This is a genomic window from Leucobacter tenebrionis, from assembly GCF_019884725.1.
GTDB classification, from domain to species: Bacteria; Actinomycetota; Actinomycetes; order Actinomycetales; family Microbacteriaceae; genus Leucobacter; species Leucobacter tenebrionis.
Genome location: NZ_CP082322.1, coordinates 1,178,352 through 1,195,390, shown reverse-complemented (window position 1 = coordinate 1,195,390; position 17,039 = coordinate 1,178,352). Strand labels below are relative to the sequence as shown.

At 68.1% G+C, this 17,039-nt stretch carries 21 protein-coding genes; all 21 read right to left on the bottom strand.

Annotated features, from left to right (window positions below):
• Positions 1 to 21: 21 nt before the first annotated feature.
• Positions 22 to 336: a hypothetical protein gene (locus tag KVY00_RS05725; RefSeq protein ID WP_223044737.1), complete on the bottom strand. Its 315-nt coding sequence runs from the start codon at positions 334 to 336 to the stop codon at positions 22 to 24.
• 16 nt (positions 337 to 352) lie between these two features.
• A complete protein-coding gene (locus KVY00_RS05720) occupies positions 353 to 1,633 on the bottom strand; it encodes a M14 family zinc carboxypeptidase (RefSeq protein ID WP_223044736.1) in 1,281 nt (426 codons plus the stop codon).
• Positions 1,633 to 2,952: a hypothetical protein gene (locus KVY00_RS05715; RefSeq protein WP_223044735.1), complete on the bottom strand. Its 1,320-nt coding sequence runs from the start codon at positions 2,950 to 2,952 to the stop codon at positions 1,633 to 1,635. Before KVY00_RS05715 ends, KVY00_RS05720 begins: the two co-directional genes overlap by 1 nt.
• Before the next feature lie 10 nt (positions 2,953 to 2,962).
• Positions 2,963 to 3,292 carry a hypothetical protein gene (locus KVY00_RS05710; protein ID WP_223044734.1) on the bottom strand — a complete coding sequence of 110 codons (330 nt, stop codon included), beginning with the start codon at positions 3,290 to 3,292 and terminating at the stop codon, positions 2,963 to 2,965.
• Positions 3,293 to 3,751, bottom strand: coding sequence for a hypothetical protein (locus KVY00_RS05705; protein ID WP_223044733.1), 459 nt, complete (start codon positions 3,749 to 3,751; stop codon positions 3,293 to 3,295).
• A gap of 10 nt (positions 3,752 to 3,761) precedes the next feature.
• Positions 3,762 to 4,910 (bottom strand): peptidoglycan DD-metalloendopeptidase family protein, encoded by a 1,149-nt coding sequence (locus KVY00_RS05700; RefSeq protein WP_223044732.1) that lies wholly within the window; start codon positions 4,908 to 4,910, stop codon positions 3,762 to 3,764.
• Between the two features lie 26 nt (positions 4,911 to 4,936).
• Entirely contained in the window at positions 4,937 to 5,998 is a 1,062-nt protein-coding gene (locus KVY00_RS05695) for a hypothetical protein (protein ID WP_223044731.1), read from the bottom strand.
• 12 nt (positions 5,999 to 6,010) lie between these two features.
• Entirely contained in the window at positions 6,011 to 6,784 is a 774-nt protein-coding gene (locus KVY00_RS05690) for a hypothetical protein (RefSeq protein WP_223044730.1), read from the bottom strand.
• Positions 6,781 to 9,714 carry a phage tail protein gene (locus KVY00_RS05685; RefSeq protein WP_223044729.1) on the bottom strand — a complete coding sequence of 978 codons (2,934 nt, stop codon included), beginning with the start codon at positions 9,712 to 9,714 and terminating at the stop codon, positions 6,781 to 6,783. Before KVY00_RS05685 ends, KVY00_RS05690 begins: the two co-directional genes overlap by 4 nt.
• A gap of 34 nt (positions 9,715 to 9,748) precedes the next feature.
• Entirely contained in the window at positions 9,749 to 9,991 is a 243-nt protein-coding gene (locus KVY00_RS05680) for a hypothetical protein (protein ID WP_223044728.1), read from the bottom strand.
• 86 nt (positions 9,992 to 10,077) lie between these two features.
• The gene (locus tag KVY00_RS05675; RefSeq protein ID WP_223044727.1) at positions 10,078 to 10,530 is read right to left on the bottom strand and encodes a hypothetical protein; all 453 of its coding nucleotides are present in this window, start codon (positions 10,528 to 10,530) and stop codon (positions 10,078 to 10,080) included.
• An 88-nt stretch (positions 10,531 to 10,618) separates the two neighbouring features.
• Positions 10,619 to 11,215 carry a hypothetical protein gene (locus KVY00_RS05670; RefSeq protein WP_223044726.1) on the bottom strand — a complete coding sequence of 199 codons (597 nt, stop codon included), beginning with the start codon at positions 11,213 to 11,215 and terminating at the stop codon, positions 10,619 to 10,621.
• Positions 11,216 to 11,281: 66 nt separating this feature from the next.
• On the bottom strand, positions 11,282 to 11,692 hold the full coding sequence (locus KVY00_RS05665) for a hypothetical protein (protein ID WP_223044725.1): 411 nt from the start codon (positions 11,690 to 11,692) through the stop codon (positions 11,282 to 11,284).
• A gap of 2 nt (positions 11,693 to 11,694) precedes the next feature.
• Entirely contained in the window at positions 11,695 to 11,976 is a 282-nt protein-coding gene (locus KVY00_RS05660; protein ID WP_223044724.1) for an HK97 gp10 family phage protein, read from the bottom strand.
• Positions 11,977 to 11,991: 15 nt separating this feature from the next.
• Entirely contained in the window at positions 11,992 to 12,402 is a 411-nt protein-coding gene (locus KVY00_RS05655; RefSeq protein WP_223044723.1) for a hypothetical protein, read from the bottom strand.
• A gap of 2 nt (positions 12,403 to 12,404) precedes the next feature.
• Entirely contained in the window at positions 12,405 to 12,761 is a 357-nt protein-coding gene (locus KVY00_RS05650; RefSeq protein WP_223044722.1) for a hypothetical protein, read from the bottom strand.
• A 20-nt stretch (positions 12,762 to 12,781) separates the two neighbouring features.
• Positions 12,782 to 13,099 (bottom strand): hypothetical protein, encoded by a 318-nt coding sequence (locus KVY00_RS05645; protein WP_223044721.1) that lies wholly within the window; start codon positions 13,097 to 13,099, stop codon positions 12,782 to 12,784.
• Positions 13,099 to 14,013, bottom strand: coding sequence for a phage major capsid protein (locus tag KVY00_RS05640; protein WP_223044720.1), 915 nt, complete (start codon positions 14,011 to 14,013; stop codon positions 13,099 to 13,101). Before KVY00_RS05640 ends, KVY00_RS05645 begins: the two co-directional genes overlap by 1 nt.
• 11 nt (positions 14,014 to 14,024) lie before the next feature.
• Positions 14,025 to 14,390, bottom strand: coding sequence for a DUF2190 family protein (locus KVY00_RS05635; protein ID WP_223044719.1), 366 nt, complete (start codon positions 14,388 to 14,390; stop codon positions 14,025 to 14,027).
• Position 14,391: 1 nt separating this feature from the next.
• Positions 14,392 to 15,597 (bottom strand): head maturation protease, ClpP-related, encoded by a 1,206-nt coding sequence (locus KVY00_RS05630; RefSeq protein WP_223044718.1) that lies wholly within the window; start codon positions 15,595 to 15,597, stop codon positions 14,392 to 14,394.
• A complete protein-coding gene (locus tag KVY00_RS05625; RefSeq protein ID WP_223044717.1) occupies positions 15,594 to 17,036 on the bottom strand; it encodes a phage portal protein family protein in 1,443 nt (480 codons plus the stop codon). Before KVY00_RS05625 ends, KVY00_RS05630 begins: the two co-directional genes overlap by 4 nt.
• Positions 17,037 to 17,039 lie beyond the last annotated feature (3 nt).

The following is a 17,039-nucleotide window of genomic DNA, read 5'->3' as shown; positions in this document are numbered from 1 at the left end:
ACAGGGGCGGGGCTTGTGGGGTTAGATGATGGCGGGTACGCCGTCGTCGTCGAGTCCGAGTCTTTGGGTGCGGGTGCCGGGCTCGACGTACAGGGTGCCGTCCTCGTCTACGTCCAGGTGCGGGGTGGAGATCCCGAGCCGGTCGAGTGCCGCGTTGATCGCGAGTCGTGCCGCCAGATTCAGCACATCACTCGATGTGACGGCTTCTAGGAGGTACGGGTAGACGATCAATCGCACCCGCCGGTCCACGGCGTCTTGGGCGAGGGAACCGGCGCGGCGGATCTGCGCTGCGGCCTCCGCGTCGGTCGCTTCACCCCAGCTTCCGAGAAGGATCATCATGCCCGCCCCCCGTTCATCTCTTCAGCTCGTACCGTCGGCTACCGACCTTCGCCGAGATCCCTTTGGCGCGATACCTCCGGCTGCCAACCTTGACCCACACTTCTTTCACCGCGTACCGGCGGCTGCCGACCTTGACCCAGATCGTGCCGAGGCTGCTGCTCTGCTCCGGCACGATGGGTACTGCGGGCCGTGACGGTCGAGGCGTCCAGTTGATCGCGCCCGAGTAGAACACGCTCCGCGGGTCGAAGAGGAGCACCACGAGCGCGCGGGCAGCCTGGTGCGAGCTGATCTGGCGGCCCTCCGCGACGATGCCGTGCATGTCGAGGAGACCTTGCGGGATGGGCACCTCATCAGGGATGGTGTACGAGTCCGCGGGGTCGGTGATCTCCGGGAAGAGCGGATCCCCCTCGGCTGCAAGCCCTTTCGACCCGATGTACACCTTCGAGGTGCCTGCCTCGGCGGCGGCGATCGAGGCCTGCTGGGCCGCGTCAAGAGCGGCAGAGTTGTCGCTGTGGTATCCACGCACTGCTTCCATCCAGATCAGGTTGCTCGCCACCCGGTCACTGGTACGCCTACGCATCAGGGACTCGGTGAGGAGCGTGATCGCATGGTGAAAATGGCCGGTGCTCTGGAGGATCGATCCAGGTGTCGCGCCCGGCCCCGGCCTGCTGGCAGTGGAGTACGGGCGGGCCGTGTATCCCGCATCCTCGATGGCTTGCGTGGCCCGGTCCAGGATCTGATCGAGGTGGGGCGCGAGCTCCGGGGCCAATGCTGGCGTGTTTCTCACGGAGTGCGCGATGTGCTCGGGATAGTCGGCATCCCACTCGTGCAGATCCTGGATGATGACGGGCCGGTGCTGCGTGATCAGCGGCGAGATCGCCCGATTCTCCGGGTTGCGAAGCAAATACCAGCCGTTGTTGACATCGAACCCGTGGGCGGGGAATCGCGTCACGGGAGGCTCGGACCCGTCCGGGTTCGCTTCGGGGACGACGATCACCTGGTGTGTGGCGAGGTAGTCTTCGTACCCGTCCCCGATGCGATATGCGAGATCTCGCAGGAAGATCAGCGCCGCCTCGCGGGAGCACCACTCGGTGCCGTGCTGACCCGCGACATACATGATGGTCGACCCGGCCGGGTTTCCGACTGCCACCGACCAGATCTCTCGCCCTCGGCTCGTGGTGCCCGTGAGGGTGAGTTCCGCATCGGTTTCACGCTCGACGGTTTTCAGGAACTCGGTCATCTCCGGGCGGGGGGTGAGCCGCCCGGTCAGTTCGAAATGCGTTCTGACCGGCATCAGGCACGACCTCCCCCCGAGTTGACGATGATCGAGTTGAACCGGGTGGGTGCGACGCTCTGCAGCACGCCCACACCCGCATCCCCGGACACAAGACGGGTATCTTCTGCGATCAGCTGCCAGTCCTTCGGCTCCGTCTGGCCGACCTTCCATGCGGAGGCGGACAGCAGCTTCCCCTCAACCCGGAACCGCACATTGAAGGGGGTATCGGCTTCGAGGCCGCTGACCGGGACCGACGCCAGCGATTCCACGCTGCTCGCGGTGAAGTAACTGATCTGGAGCGTCGGGTCCGCACCCCCGGTGACGCCCGCGAAGTAGCCGACACCCGAACCCGTGCTGTACCGCTGGAATGCGCCGCCGGGGTGTCCCTCGAACGAGCCCACCTCCATGCGCACCAGCGACTCCGCGTCACGGATGCCGTTGAACCACAGGAACCGGCCGAACTCGCGCACAGCCGCCCTCACCTCCACGCCGTTCCCGTCAGGGAACGGGTGGCTGAGCGTCAGCGTCCAAGCAGCGGGGGTGGTGTACCCGACGTTCGCCAGTGTGCCGTCCCACTCGTTGCCGCAGTGCTGCCGGTCGAGGACATACAGCACCTCCCCGTCCTTGAACGCCGTGTACGGGTCGTACACCTTCTTCGCGAGCGGGATCGCCTTATAGGTGGCGTCGTTCGTAGTAACGATCTTCTGCCACGCACCCCACGACGGGGTGACGGTGTCCAGCGCCTCCCGGAACCACATATTCGTGCCCGACAGGAGGAGATGAGCGGCCGAGTACCGGTTCCCGGTCGGATACGCGAGCAGGGTCGCCGCGTTCGAGATCACGCCCCCGGTGACATCATCCGGGAGGTTGGTGTAACTCGCTCCAGTGGGTAGACTCCACGAACCCCAGTAGTCACTCGTCGAGAGCGTGTTGAGATCGCCCCCACCGGCAAACACTCCGCGGCGCGTGCTGGACGCGACGATACTGGAAACCTGCACATCGGTCGTGGAGGTGCGCCACGCGTTCCACACCCCAGGGGTCAGCGACTCCCGGAAGAAGAACTGGGTGCCGACGATCAGGAACTGCGCCGACGCATTCGCGAGCCCGCTGGCCAGGACGACCAGCACCCCATTCTGCTGGGGCGCTTGAAACTCGGGAAGGTTGTGGTAGACGGCATCCGTGAAATTCAGGGCGTATGCCCCCGCATCACTAGCGCCGTAAAGCTGATTCAGGTCGGTGCCAGAGGTAGCGAGACCACGGTCGGGCTTCACCGTTCCCCACCATTCATCCCGCGCCGCCTCGGTGACAAGCCTGCGAGTCTTCGGCTGTAGTGCCATCTGTAGCTCCTTAAATAGTCGTGATGAATGGGGCGCCGTCTTCGTCGAAGCCCATCCTGAAAGTCGTGTTGCCCGGCTCATAGACCGGGGTGCCGTCCTCATCAAGCGCGATGTTCGCCGCGGTCAACGTGGATACATCGATCGCGTCGACGGCCAAGTCATAGATCTGGTCCCGGATTGTGGGATCGTTCGAGAGCAGGTCAGACACCACCGGGGCAGCGCCAGCCCGGACGCGGGAATCCACAGCCTGCTGCGACGCCGAGAAGCTCTTGTTGACGTTCGCCGCGAGAGTGGGATCCGTGACCGGGTTGTCGCGGCGGATCGGGATCATGCCAGCCATTTAGACCACCGACCCTTCTTCGCCGTACCACTGCCCGCCGGGCGAATCCAGATCTACGTAGATCCCCTGCGTGACGTTGTTTTTCGGATCGTTGGGCTTACCCCAGCCGTAGGACCAGGTGCCCGGGTTCGGGGGGAGCTGGGTCATGTCGCCGATCGCGCCACCCATCGGCGGGGCGAAAAACTCCGCCCAGACCGACCAGTGGTTTTGGCCGTCGCGCTGCCACTCACACACGAACTGGTACGGCATCGGAGGCCGAACCGAGTTCGACGCTTCGAGCCGTACCGAATACTCGCCCGTCGCGAGATCCACCGTGATCGGGATCCGATCATCATGAATATGACCCGTCACCCCAACACCGGGCTGCTTCGGCACCGCGAAAAACTGGGCGTTGCGGGAGGCCAAAAAATTGAGCCGCTGCGCGTTCGTCAGCCGGCCCGTGAACGTATGAATCGACATACTGCCTCCGTTACTTCTTGCCGTAGGCGTCCATAAACGAGCGCGGGTTCACCTGCACGCCGTCGATGAACGTTTCCCAGTGCAGGTGCGGGCCGGTCGATGCGCCGGTCGATCCGACGTGGCCGACGATCGTGCCCTTCGCGACCATCGCCCCTGGCTGTAGCGCGGGGGCTTCGACGAGGTGGAAATACCCGGTTTCGAGCTTCTTCCCGCCGCGCATTCCGTGGTCGATTTTGATGTGGTAGCCACCGAAGTTGTCCACCCACCCGGACGCGACAACGGTGCCCGCAGCAGGAGCCGGGATCGGTGTCCCAGACGGCTGCCCGAAATCCATACCCGTGTGGTAGTCGCCCATCTCAGGACGAGGCCCAAACTCCGACGTAACCGACGACAACGGGAAAGGCCACTCAAACGGGCCACCGAGCGGCCCACCCACGGCGGGATCGACCTTCCGCAGATACCCGGCCGAGTTCACGCCGAGCCAGTGCAGACTGTCAGTGTTCGTCGTGGTGGGGACGTCCCGCACCTGGATACCGAGAGCACCGACAGCTACCGAGTTACCGCCAGACGACACAAGAATCGAGTCCTCGGTGACGCTCACCTGCGACCTATTGAGCATCAGCTTCACCGAGCCACCCTCGGCCCAGACCTGACCACCATTCGCGAACCGCACCCGCCCTGCTCCAGCAGAGGGGTCGATCGTCATGTCGCCGACCTTGATCTTGCCGTCCTCAGTCACGATCAGGTCGTTCTCGAGGGTGGTCTTCCCGCGGAGCCTCGTGTCGCCGGTCACGTCGAGCTTGCCCAGGATCTCGGTGTCACCCGTGATCTTCACATCACCGGAGATTTCTCCGTCGCCTTCGAGCTTCCAGTCGCCAGTCCAACGCAGCATCCCGGAGCCCGTGAGGTCACCCGTCATGCCGACGTTGCCGGTGATGGTGCCCGGGCCCTCCATGGTCCAAGGGCCGACCTGGAGGAGGGTGCCAGTGACTTGCAGGCTCCCGGAGACTACAGCTGTGCCGGTTACCGAAAGCCCGCCGTTCTCGATGCGGATCCAGCCGCCCCCGTAGATTCGGAGTCCCGCGGAGCCGATCGAACTGTTCTGGAGGGTTGCGACGACCTCGTCGCGGATCATGCGCACGAGCTGCTGGATCGACATGCCCCGCCCGGGATGATCTACCGCCATCACGCACCCCCTACCGGTTGCACGCCGACCTTCACGAACTCAGTGAGGTCGGTGCTGATCTTCACGACGCGGCGCGTACTCCACCCATCCGCGATCCAGGGATCCCCGCTGACATGGATACGCACCGTGTCGCCGACGTCGATGCCCTCGGACGCGAGCACGCGGAAATCCCACTGCAGCGTCGGGGCACCATAGAGCGCGAGATCTCCAAGAGCCTGCTGGTCAAGCTGCAGTGGATCCGACACGCGCTTTACCGCAGTGATGCGGTCCAGGATCGGGTACGGGGTGTCTGCTGCGACGCGGGAGCGGGCGAGGATATCGACCTCCGACCCCTCGCCAAGCCGGGCCGCGTTGGTGGTGAGCCGGGCCGCGTCGTCGGCCTCGGCGAGGTCAGTGATCATCGGATCCGCGACGGACGCCGCGAACTCGCGCGTGACCCCCGACGACCAGGCGGGCCCGGCCCGGAACCCCCAGTCGAAGCGGTCTCCCACCCACCGCGGTTGCAGGTAGATGTCGAGGCCCTCGTCCATCAGGCCAGTGAGGAGGTCGGCGACCATCTCGAAGTGGTAGCCGAGGATCTTCCGCGTCACGACGTCGCCGCCGCCCACAGACACGCGAGTCACCGGGAAGCGGGTGCGGTCGAGCAGCCCACCTGTGTTGCGTGCGCGGTGGATCGCCTGCCATGCCTGCTCCCCGAGCACCCCGGTCACCGTCGTCGACCACGCCGCCGTGTACGGGTGCGCACGATCCCAGCCGCCCCTACGCGCGAAAAGAGCCCACGCGTCCTGCAGCGTCACCTTGACCTCGGCGCCGCCGAGGGTGGCGGAGCGGGCGATGACGTATCCGCCGTACTCGACCTTGCCGTCCCGCTCAATGACGATGATGCGCCGCCACGGGTCGATCATGTCGCGCAAGGCCGCCTTCGACCACGTACCATCGAACGGCACCGTGACCGTTCCGGAGCCGCCCGCTGAGAGCAGACGCTCACCGCTCGCGTCCGAGATCGGCAGGCGATCGAGGATCTCGCCGGTGAACCCGTCGCAGGAGTAGGCGAGGATCATGCAGGTCTCCTCTCAGATGTAGGTTCGCGGCGTCTCGACCGTGAGATCGATGCCCGCGGACGCGTTGTGCACGAGCGGCGTGCCCGGCAGCACCGTCCACGGCCGGAATGCCCCGATCGCGCGCGTGAGGCGCGTACTGCCGGCATAGACGCCGCCCGTGCGGAGATCGATACGATGCGTCGCTCCCACCGCGAGCGGCGCAGTCACTTCGATCACGCCCGACCCGGCGGTGATCGTGTAACCACCAGACCCGGACACGCGCCGCGCGTAGATCGTGGGGATGGCCGGGAAATTGCCCCGGTTCAGGGCCGGCTCGCCAGCGGCGCTCGGGTGCACATCACCGTAGAGACGTGGATCCCGGCACACGAACTGTAGGTCGTAGTCGACACGGAATGGGTACTTGCTTTGCCCGTGATCACGAACCGCGGGCGGTGCGGCGATGCGGCCCCGGCAGCTGAGCAGCTGCCCCTGGTGCTCGGCTCGGATGGTGACGAGTCGGCCGTCGCCGCCGACGCCGAGCACGTCGGCGCGCAGCTTGCCCTGATCGATCGTGTTCTCCGTGAGACCCATCGCGGCGATCGTGATCGCTCGAGCTCCCCGGTACACGGGCAGGTCGAACTCGCCATGCTCGCCCGGCACGGGTACTGTCTCGGCGCGCACGGTGGCGCCGCCGTCGAGGCCGGTGAGGCCGTCCGGCCGCAGGAACAGGCCCCGCGGTCGGACGTCCTCGAGGCTCGGGCGGCCGTAGATCGAGAGTTTCCCGATCATGATCACTTCGCGTGTCATAGCGCCGCCCTCACCATCCCGTCCAGCTGCTGCTGCGCAAGAGACGCCGCGACCTGCGGATCCTCATGCGCGAAATTGTTGTGCTGCTCGATATGCGCCGGCGCCCGCCCGCCCCCGTCGCCGGGAGCCTGGGCGGTGCTCGCGTTGACGGTGGCCGCGACCTGCGTCGAGGCACTCGTCATCGCCGACCGGGCACGCCGGGCGGCACCCTCCGCCATGCCGACGAGCGAGTCCCCCAGGGCGGGGGCTTCGTCGTCGACGCCGGCGACCGCGCCGCGCACCACGTCACGGCCCGGCTGCATCATCCGCTTCGCCGGCGAGGCGATCCCGAAGAAGTCCTTGAACCCCTCGAACGCGGACGAGGCGAGCTCGATGATCGCGTCGAGGAGCGCCTGCCCCATCGACGCGAGACCGTTGATGATGCCCATCACGATCTGCGCACCGAGGTCGAGCCAGTCGACCCCCATCAGGCCGTCCCAGATCGCCGAGATGATCTGCGGGAGCATCTCGATAATCTGCGGGATCGCAGCGAGCAGACCCTCGATCAGCGCGACCACGAGCTGAATGCCTGCCTCGATCAGCTGCGGCAGCATCTCGATCAGACCGGCGATCAGCTGCAGCACGAGCTCGATCGCTGCCGTGATCAGCTGCGGCAGCGCCTCGATGAGTCCCTGCACCAGCGACAGCAGCAGCTGGATCCCGCCCTCGATGATGAGGGGCAGATTCTCGACGATCGCCGTCAGCAGCCCCATCACGAGCTGCAGCGCGGCCTCGATCAGCTGGGGTAGCGCCTCGATGAGTCCCTGCACCAGTGCGAGGAGGAGCTGGATGCCGCCCTCGATGATCTGCGGCAGAGCGCCGATGATCGCCGTCAGCAGGCTCTGCACCAGGCGTAACGCGCCGTCGATCAGCTGCGGCAGGGCGGAGATGATGCCCTGCAGCAGCGCCGTCACCAGCTGTACCGCGCCCTCGATCAGGACCGGGAGCGCTGAGATGATGCCGTCGAGGAGCGCGGTCACGAGGTTGATCGCGCCCGACACGATCACGGGCAGGTTCGCGAGGATCGTGTCGATCAGGCCGTTCAGGAGCACGATCGCGCCGGACACCAGCAGCGGGATCGACTGCACGATCCCTTCCACCAGCGCGTTCACGATCGACACCGCCGCGTTCATGAGCGCGGGCAGCTGTGCGAGGATCGACTCGACCAGCTGCGGCACGAACCGCGCCACCTCGAGAATCATCCCGGGGAGCGCGGCGACGACCTGCTCGACGATGCCCGTGATCGATGCGACCACGGCGCCGGCGTCCCCACCCGAGAGCGCGAAGCCCGCGAACGCGGCCGCGGCGACCCCGAGCGGGCCGCCCAGCAGTGCGAGCGGCCCGGTGAGGCCGCCGAGGAGCCCGCCGAGCAGCGGGATCCGGGCGAGCAGGGTCGCAAGCCCGCCCGAGCCGAGCGCCGCGAACGCCGCCCCGACCGGGGCGAGTACCGGTATCAGGCCGGAGAGCTTCGACTTGACGTCCTCCGACCCGGACCCGATCTTGTTGAGCAGCTCCGTGAGCCGGTCGATGCCGGGGCCGAGGGTGCGATCGAGGACCGCGCCGATCCCCGCGGCCCGGTCCTCGAAGGTACCGAGCACAGAGGTGACCGACGCGATCAGCGGGCCGAGCTTCGCGTAGAGGCCGTACATTTCGCCGGTCTCTTTGTCGATCCCGCCGAAGATGTTCGCGCCCGATCGCCCGAGGGAGGCGATCATGTTCTTCCAGGCGCCGGGTACGGTCTTGCCGATCTGGTCGGCGACCGTGCCCGCGGCCGCCTCCGCCGCCTTCGAGAAGGTCTCGAAATCGACCTTGCCCTCGGACGCCATCTTGAAGACTTCGCCCGCGGTGACGCCGAGCTCTTTCGCGAGCTCCTGATAGATCGGGATGCCCTTGTCGGCGAGCATCCCGATCACGTCGTTCTGCACACCGTTGGCCTGCGTCGCGGCCTTGTTGAAGATGGAGCCCATCTCGTCCATCGAGACGCCCGCCGCGGCCGCGTTGTTCGCTACGCGCTTCAGGTGGGACTCGAGCGCCCGACCTGGCTTGATCTGCGCCGCCATCGCCCCGGCGGCGACGTTCGCCGCCTCACCGAGCCCGAACGCAGTGCCCTTCACCGAGGCGGTCGCGTTCTGCATCACCTTCGCGACGGTGGTCCCGTCGTGGCCGAGACCGGTGAGCTTCGCCCGCGCCGTGTCGAGCGCGGTCAGGCGGGAGAACCCTGCGGAGAACGCGATGCCGAGCGCGGCCGCGGCACCGGTAACACCTACGGTTGCGGCGCCCTTGAACGCCGCACCGAGCGCCTGCCCGGCCCGCGCTCCCATCGATGCCGCACCCGACACCATGGAGCGCAGACCGTTCGACGCCGACGCGCCGAGCCGGCCCCACCACGACGACGTCGCGGACGCCGACGCCGCGGCCTTCACCGCATCCTGCGCGCCCTTCAGACGGGCCGTCGCGGCAGCCACCTGGTCGGTGGCGGTCTTGTGGGAGCGGCGCGCGGTGGCGAGCCTCTCCTCGGCGGCGATCGCGCGCGCGGACTCCGCACCCGACTTCGCGACAGCCTCGCGCAGGCGCGCCTCCGCGACACGGACCTTGCCGGCTTCGTCCTGCTGCTTCAGCCGGGCCTTGGAGAGCCCTGCCGACGCGGCTGTGACCTCACGGTTGAGCTTCGACGTGGCGGCCGCGCCGAGATCCCCGGCCGACGACTTCAGCGCGTTCTTCATGTCGCGGCCGAGGCGGGTGCCGGCAGCAGCACCGGCGCCCTTCATCGATGACGCGAACCCCGCCGACGCGGCAGCGCCGGCGCCCTTGACGCCGCGCACGACCTGGCCCTTGAAGCCGCGCATCGTGGGGAAGATCGCGACATGGCCCGCTCCGACCTGGCTCGACATGCACACCTCCGGGATGGCTCCGCCATCGCGGCGGTTAGGTACTGAACTGGATCTCCGTGAGGAGCTCGTCGTGCGCCGCCTGAGTCTCCTCCGGGGTGACCTGTCCCTCGGGATCGAACGGCATCACCCGGTGCGCCTCTTTGCCGTAGGCGGAGGTGACCAGGAGCAGGTCGGGCATCGACATCGGGAACCGCCACCCCGCGACCGCGGCGAACAGCTCCGTGCCGGTGTCGTCGAGAGCGGCCTCCACGAGATCGCACGCTTCACCCCAGGACACCGACCGGCCCACCCCGATATCCCACGCCGAGACGCCGTATCGGCGGAACGTGGCGACCAGGGCGGGCCGGTGCGTCGCCCACAGGTCTACGAGGCCAAGGATTTTCCCAGTGCGGTCTTCGTGATCTTCTCGAAGGTGCCGAAGAATCGTTCGGCGTAGATCACGACCGAGGCGAGGTTCTGCTGCTCGAGCTCCGTCACGGACTCGTCCTCGCCGATCACGCGGAAGAGCTCCTTGATCTGGTCGACGGGGTTGTCGGCGATCGAGGTGATCGCCTCGAGATCCGCGACCGAGAACGTCAGCGGCGCCTTGATGATCGTGCCGTCCGGGAACCGGCCTGCGAAGATCTTGCCCTCGATGATCACGGTCTTCACCGCCGCGACCTCGGCGGCGAGCGCGATGGCTGCTTCTTCGGCGGCTTCGTCCCAGGTGTCGAAGATGGATGCGTCGATGTCGCCGCTGTTCGGATCCCACACCACCGGTTCGGTGGGCGGGGCGGTCTTCTGCGGCTTAGTAGTCGCGGGCTTCTTGGTAGCCATCTCTGTGTCTCCTTCGGGTTACGGGTGGGTCGGGTTGGTGGGTGAGGCTGGCCGGGGCGACCCGATGACACCCCGGCCAGCAGCTGGGTTATTCGCCGGATGCAGGCGGTACGGTCGCGGCGGGGCGGCCGTGCCACATCTTGAACGGCGAGTCGATGCCGGTGCCCGGCTCCCGGAACAGGGGATCCTCGGTCCAGGTGAGGGTCACGCTGCGGCCGCGGACCTCGCCGCGGGTGCCCTGGTCGACCTCGATCGCGGTGACCTGTGCGGCCCCGTTGTATCGGTCCTCAGCGCCGCCCTTGAACTTTTCGGCGAGGAACATGAGGACCTTCGCGTCGGGCAGGTTCGAGTCGACGTAGATGATGCCGTTCGCGTCGGGGGTCTTGCCCTCGGTGAGCTTCAGCACGGCCGGCGTGTTCTCGGCGAGGTTCACCTGCACCGCGCGGGTGCCTTCACCGGGGAGCTTGGGGCCCTTCTGCCAGAACTCGATCGCGTCCCCGCTCTCGCGCTGGTGTTGCGGGGCGCCGTCCTGCTTCACGAGGCCGAGCATCTCGTACGCAGCAGGGAGCGTGAGCGGGGTCTCGCCCATTTCCGTGTCGGCGAGCACGTTCTCAGCTGCGTACGGTGCGACAGCCACGAGGCCGCCGATGGGGACGGCGACGGCGGACAGGTTGTATTCCTGCATGGTTCCTCCAGAAAAGTGAGAAAGCCGCCCGTGGCGGCTGGTGGTTGATGAATGGGGTGCCGACGCTCACCAGGAGCCGACGACGGTGTACTGGACGGTGAAGTAGCGGCGCGCCACATCCAGCTCGTCCTGCACGGGGTAGGGGCCGTTACAGTCGTCGACCGACGCGATCGGCGACCCCTCGGCTTCGACGATCGCGTCGTCCGTGAGGATCGCCATGACCCGGCGGGCGAGATCATTCGCGGGCTGGTCGTGGCGGCGGGAGCCGGCGAGCACGCTCACCCCGATCGACCGATCGAAGGTGATCTTCGACTTCCGATTACCGGAGTCGTCCCGCACCACGATCAGCGGGCGCGCGAGCGGCACCTGCAGGTCGGCCGGCTCCTTGTTGCTGATATCCGCACCGAGCGCGAACACGGGTGCTCGGAGGTATCGGGTCAGCCACAGCTCCATATCAGGAGCGAGCACGAGCGCCATGATCACCGCCTCCCAGCCGATTTCAGCGACCGGGCAAGATTCCCCGTCTTCGCCTCGATCAGCAGCGACTTCGGATCCGTCGCCTCCACGAGCGCGACCCGGCGGTACCGGGCCTGCCGATACCGCTTCCGGATGCTCTTCTTGTAGTCGGCAGAGTCCACCGGCGCCGACGCTTTCGCCGCCGCCAGAGCCTCATCCGCGACCTCGTCGACGAGGGCCTCAACGCCCGGCATCCGCAGCGCCTGATCGAACCACGCCTGGTCCGGTACGAAATCACGTGCCACGGTTGCTCCTCTCGGTCAGCCGACCGCGCGGGTCAGCGGGATCTCACGGGGCGGCGTCCACCCCGTGAACGGGTTCGTGTCCGCCGCAGGCGGGATCCCCTCGATCGAATAGACCTCGCCGAGCAGCTCTGTGCCGGCCGGGATACTCCGCACGCCCTCGGGTAGCGGCGGGTCGAAGGTGCCGGTGAACACCCGGTCGCCCTTCTGGACGTCGAACTCGCCCTCGCAGTAGAGCGACTTCGCCTCGAGCGCCTGCTCACGGGTCGCGTCGGCGAGCATCGACGTCGAGGTCTGCGCGACGAACGCGCCAGGGACCTCGAGCACGTCGGCGCGATCCCAGTCTCCGGCCACCTGGTCGCCGGAGTATTCGTCGTCGACGAGGCCGGCGCGGAGGCGGTAGACGGTGCTGCCGTACGGGAACTCCATGCTCAGTACCTCTCCGGCCAGATCCGCGACACCGGCCGCTCCTTCGGGAAGCTGCCGAGCGACAGCCCTTGGCCGTTCGTGCTCGAGCAGAGCGCGCGCAGCGCGCGGGTCGGGTCGCCGTCGAAGGCGGACGTGATCGCGCCGTAGTCGACGGCTGCCGATCCGATCCGCTGCGACTTCACGAATCGCAGCCCGCGCGCGGTGATGTCCTTATAGACGCGTCGCAGGATCGCGATCGCGTCCTTCTGCTCCTCGCTGCCGTCAGCGAACGAGGAGATGCAGGGGGCGATGCCGCGAGCGACGAGGAGCACCTCGCGTGCGAGGTCTTCATCAGTGCCGACCATGTCGTGCGTGATCACGTCAACGCCCCCTGTCTCTCTTACTTCTTCGGCTTGCCGACGAGGCCGACAGCCTGGGCGTGCTTGACGCCCTCCTTGGTGAACTCGTCACCGACCGGGGCCCCACGGTAGACGTACCGCTCCCCGCCAGCGGCGAGCGGGAGGACCGCGACCGGGGCGGTCACGACAAGGGCCGGCGCCTTCGTCGTGGTGGGCTTGGCCTGCGAGGGCTTCGCCGCGGCCTTGTCGGCCTCCGCCTTCTCCTCGGCAGCCTTGGCCTCGGCAGCCTTTTCGGCCTCTGCCTTCTCGGCTGCCGCCTGCTCTTCGGCCGCCTTCTCGGCGGCGCTCTGGCCGGCCATCAGAGGCCCGTCCCGACGAGCTGCGCGCCCGCGAGGGGCTCGGTGACGACCGGCACCGTGACGCGGCGCCCGCGGAGCTTGTAGCCCTCGGTGTCGTCGTCTCGGATGCTCTTGACCTCGACGCCGAAGTCACCGGCCGAGGCGTAGCCCGGGCTGTTGAGCTTCTCGTCGGCCATGCCGCCCAGCTGGTCCCGATCCACCAGAAGCGGGTTCGGGCCCTGGAAGTGCGGGGTGGTCGCCCAGGTGAGCCCAAGCGCGTCCACCGGGAGGTTGCCCTGCACCGCCGTCGCGCCGGACTCGCGGGGGAGCGCCTTGTCGTCGATCAGCATGCCGATGACCTTCGCGTACTGCGCCGGACGCAGCACGACCGTGTCGAGCTCGAGCCCGAGGCCGAGCTCCTCACGCTGGGCCTGGAGCGTGATGAGGGACTCGACCGCGGCGCCCGCCGTGTCCCAGGCGCCCGCGTTGAAGGTGCTCGAGACGCGCGACGCGATCACGGCCATCGCGACGGAATCGACGTAGCGCACGATCGAGTTGCTGACTCGGAGGATGCCGCGGTCGACCGGGGTGCGACCCTGACGGGCGATCTTCTCGTCGGAAACGATCGTGTCCAGACCCCACTTGTCGGTCTTCGCCGAGACGACCTCGCCCTCGTCGAGCACGACGAGCGGGAACTCGCCGAGCGGCGCGATGGACTCGGGATCGGTGCCCGCATCGACGGGCTCGCCGGTCTCGTAGAAGATGCCCCCGCCGGTGGCGTCGAAGCGCCCCTGGAGGAGGTAGTCGGCGATGAACCGCATCTTCGTGATGTCCGCGACGCGGCGCGCGATGAGGTTCGGCCGGGACAGGAACAGGTGCAGCTGCTCCGGGGTGAGCGTCCCCGAGGGGTGGCTCACGGGGTAGGTGTAGGCCATGTCATCTCCTCTCAGATGAACAGGACGTCGATGACGTCGTTGTCGGCGGCCGCGGCCTCGATGGCAAGGCCGATGGGGTTCTCGGTGGTGCCGAGCGTCTGCGCCTTCCCGGCCGCAGCCGAGGAGACCTTGTCGCCAGCCGCGATGGGGCCGCTCGCGGTGAGCTGCTGCACACCGCCGGCGCGCGTGAACACGGTCACCCGCTCGCCGGCCTTCGCGTCGAAGCCCGCGACGCCGACCACGCTCGCGGAGTCGGCGCCCGCCGGCCCGACCGAGCGGTTGCCGGTCACCTCGACGAGGCGCCCGCCGGTGACGTCGGCCGAGGCGGTGAAGGTCACCGACTGGCCGGGCTTGAACTTGGGCAGGTAGTCAGCCATCTCAGGCCCCCTTCTCGGTCGAGCCGTACACGGCGCCGTACAGGGCGTCGTCGGCGCTGGTCAGGGTGTCGGAGTGACCGACCTCCTGCACCGGGACGGCGTTCTTGGGGAAGGACTCGAGCAGCGCCGCGATGCCCTCCTCGTCCTTGTCGAGCTGCGCGCGCCAGCTGTCGCGCGCCGACGCGGCGATGCGGCCGTCGCGGAGCGCCGCGGCCACGATCGCATCGCGCCGGGCGGACTCCTGCTCGCGGCGAGCCTGCGCGCCGAGCGCGGCGTTCTGGCGCAGCTCCTCCAGGGTGGCGGCGTCCATCACGACGGCGCCCTCGGGGATGGCGGCGGACGGTGCCGCCGGGGTCTCGGCTCGCTCCTCGAGCGCCTCGTCGAGCGCCGCGAGCAGCGTCTCGTCGGAGGCGTCGGCATCGGTCACGCCGAGCCGTTCTCGAATGCCAGCCGTCAGATCGTCGTAAGCCACGACGTTCTCCTTTCGGTTGGGGTCACCCGGCTCGGACGAGCTCGGGGGCTTGGGGGCATCCGCGCGCGCGGCGGCGCGGCGGCCGTCCGATCGCGCGAACACCGACAGGTCGAACTTCGCCTTCGCGGCCTCGGCGTCCCCGACGCCCTCGATCCGGTCGGCGAGCTTCTCCGCGACCGCCTGCTCGGCGGTGAGGAACCGGTCCTTGTCCATCTCGGCGAGCCAGTGCTCGACTGGGTCGCCCGACTTCGCCGAGTAGATCGACGCGATGTTCCGGTCGAAGTGGTTCTCGAGCTCGTCAGCGACCGCCCGCAGATCCGCCGCATCGCCGATGACGACGCCCCACGCGTTGTGGATGTAGAGCTGCGTGTTCTGCATCATCACGAGCTCGTCGGCCGCCGCGGCGATGAACGACGCCGACGACGCCGCGATGCCCTCGACGACCGCGACGACGCGCGCCGGGTGAGCGCGGAGCGCGTTCATGATCGCGATGCCCTCCATCACCTCGCCGCCAGGTGAGTTGATCAAGAGCCGGATCTCGGTCGTCTCCGGCGGGAGTTCGTCGAGGACGCGCGCGAACTCCTTCGCGGATACGCCCCACCACTCGCCCCAGCTGTCGATGGGGTCGTAGAGGCGGAGCGTCGCGACGGTCCCGTCGGAGCGCGACGTCGGCGCCTCGGCGCGGATGGGGGTGCGCTGCACGTCTCCACGGGCAGCGTGTCGGAAGGGGTTCATGCGGCCTCCTCGGGCTCGTTGTTCGGGATCCGACTCGCGTCTGGACCGTCTCCTGTCAGGTCCGCGCCGGCGAGCCGGATAAGCTCGCGCGCTTCGTCCTGCCGCAGCGGGACCTTGTCCGTCGCGAGGTACACCTTCTGCGCGATCTCCGCCGCGGCGCGTGCTCGCGCGGCGGCATCGGCGTCCGAGTCCTCTTCGCGGCCCGCGGTTGGCGCCGCCTTGACGGGGGCGCCGAAGCGTTCCCGGATCCACGCCTCGAGCGGCTCGTCGACCTCGATCGCTCCGCAGTCGATGAGGGCCCGGATCGCTTCGGCAGTGACCGGCTGCTGCTCGCCGATCGCCGCCGGCACGAGACGCGGCGCCGGCTCCGAGGTTCCCCAGTTCAGGTCGACGAGGTCCTCGATGACGTGCTGGTTGGTCACATCCGCGATGTGCTGGGCGACGGCGTTCAGGGAGTCCGTGAAGAAGTTGGCGAACGTCGACCCCAGCGCCCAGGACCCGGTCTCGGTGCCGAGGTTCAGGAAGTGCGCGAGCACCGCTCGAGCGATCTGCTCGTCGTAGTACCGGATCGGCTTGTCTAGGTCGGGGATCTTCCCGGTGACGCCGACGAACTGCAGCGTGGAGCCGTGCGCGAGAGATGCGCCGGCGGCGTCACCCGCGCGCGCGCCCTTCGCGATGTCCAGCCCGCGCGCGATCTCCTGATCCGCCCAGGCGACGATCTCCTCGTAGGAGGCGCCCTCGGGAGGAGGGGCCGCGGTGAACACCGGCAGGCCGAGCCCGTTCCGCTCCGCGGCGAGCGCCTGGATCCGAAGCACGCGGTCCTTGAGGATCCACATCTTGTACGCCGACCGCAGCAGCGACTCACCTATCCAGTTCGCGCCCTCGCGCTCGTTGACGAACGCGACGAGACGATCGACCGGGATCTCGACCTCGGCGCGCCCATCGCGGCCGTGCTGCTTGATCGCGACGAGGCCGCCGTCCTTCGCCACCTCGACGTCGGCGATCGTCCGCGGGGGCCGCCACGCGAGCTTCCCGAGATGCGTCGCGCCAGAGCTCTGGTCGTACACCTGCTCGAAGAAGCTGTGGCCGTAGACCAGCTCGAGCAGCGCGAGCCGCAGGAACTCCTTGAACGAGAACCGGCCCTTCGTCCGTAGCGGAGCGACGAACGGCTCGCCCTTCACCGGAAGACCGAGGTCGCCAGCGACGTGGGCGACGACCTCCGGCCGGCAGCCCGTGCCGTCGATGACCCACTCGGTGCGCATGATCGGGAGCGTGACGGCGCGCAGCACCGACTTCACCTGCGGGTCCTCACGGCGCATCCGGTCGAACACGTCGATGGAATGCGGCCACTGCAGGTCCGGGTTCTCCTCGTGCGTCTCCGCCGTGAGCTTCCCCCATCCGAGAACCCCGGCGTCCGCCTGGTATCCGATCTCAGCCAAGGC

What these genes read in the sequence shown, in the direction of transcription:
- KVY00_RS05720 (WP_223044736.1), bottom strand. Translation starts at nt 1,633, where the DNA reads ATGCCGGTCAGAACGCATTTCGAACTGACCGGGCGGCTCACCCCCCGC.
- KVY00_RS05670 (WP_223044726.1), bottom strand. Translation starts at nt 11,215, where the DNA reads ATGCAGGAATACAACCTGTCCGCCGTCGCCGTCCCCATCGGCGGCCTC.
- KVY00_RS05700 (WP_223044732.1), bottom strand. Translation starts at nt 4,910, where the DNA reads ATGTCGATCCAGCAGCTCGTGCGCATGATCCGCGACGAGGTCGTCGCA.
- KVY00_RS05715 (WP_223044735.1), bottom strand. Translation starts at nt 2,952, where the DNA reads ATGGCACTACAGCCGAAGACTCGCAGGCTTGTCACCGAGGCGGCGCGG.
- KVY00_RS05630 (WP_223044718.1), bottom strand. Translation starts at nt 15,597, where the DNA reads ATGAACCCCTTCCGACACGCTGCCCGTGGAGACGTGCAGCGCACCCCC.
- KVY00_RS05695 (WP_223044731.1), bottom strand. Translation starts at nt 5,998, where the DNA reads ATGATCCTCGCCTACTCCTGCGACGGGTTCACCGGCGAGATCCTCGAT.
- KVY00_RS05685 (WP_223044729.1), bottom strand. Translation starts at nt 9,714, where the DNA reads ATGTCGAGCCAGGTCGGAGCGGGCCATGTCGCGATCTTCCCCACGATG.
- KVY00_RS05705 (WP_223044733.1), bottom strand. Translation starts at nt 3,751, where the DNA reads ATGTCGATTCATACGTTCACGGGCCGGCTGACGAACGCGCAGCGGCTC.
- KVY00_RS05640 (WP_223044720.1), bottom strand. Translation starts at nt 14,013, where the DNA reads ATGGCCTACACCTACCCCGTGAGCCACCCCTCGGGGACGCTCACCCCG.
- KVY00_RS05645 (WP_223044721.1), bottom strand. Translation starts at nt 13,099, where the DNA reads ATGGCCGGCCAGAGCGCCGCCGAGAAGGCGGCCGAAGAGCAGGCGGCA.
- KVY00_RS05725 (WP_223044737.1), bottom strand. Translation starts at nt 336, where the DNA reads ATGATCCTTCTCGGAAGCTGGGGTGAAGCGACCGACGCGGAGGCCGCA.
- KVY00_RS05655 (WP_223044723.1), bottom strand. Translation starts at nt 12,402, where the DNA reads ATGGAGTTCCCGTACGGCAGCACCGTCTACCGCCTCCGCGCCGGCCTC.
- KVY00_RS05710 (WP_223044734.1), bottom strand. Translation starts at nt 3,292, where the DNA reads ATGGCTGGCATGATCCCGATCCGCCGCGACAACCCGGTCACGGATCCC.
- KVY00_RS05635 (WP_223044719.1), bottom strand. Translation starts at nt 14,390, where the DNA reads ATGGCTGACTACCTGCCCAAGTTCAAGCCCGGCCAGTCGGTGACCTTC.
- KVY00_RS05690 (WP_223044730.1), bottom strand. Translation starts at nt 6,784, where the DNA reads ATGACACGCGAAGTGATCATGATCGGGAAACTCTCGATCTACGGCCGC.
- KVY00_RS05665 (WP_223044725.1), bottom strand. Translation starts at nt 11,692, where the DNA reads ATGGCGCTCGTGCTCGCTCCTGATATGGAGCTGTGGCTGACCCGATAC.
- KVY00_RS05675 (WP_223044727.1), bottom strand. Translation starts at nt 10,530, where the DNA reads ATGGCTACCAAGAAGCCCGCGACTACTAAGCCGCAGAAGACCGCCCCG.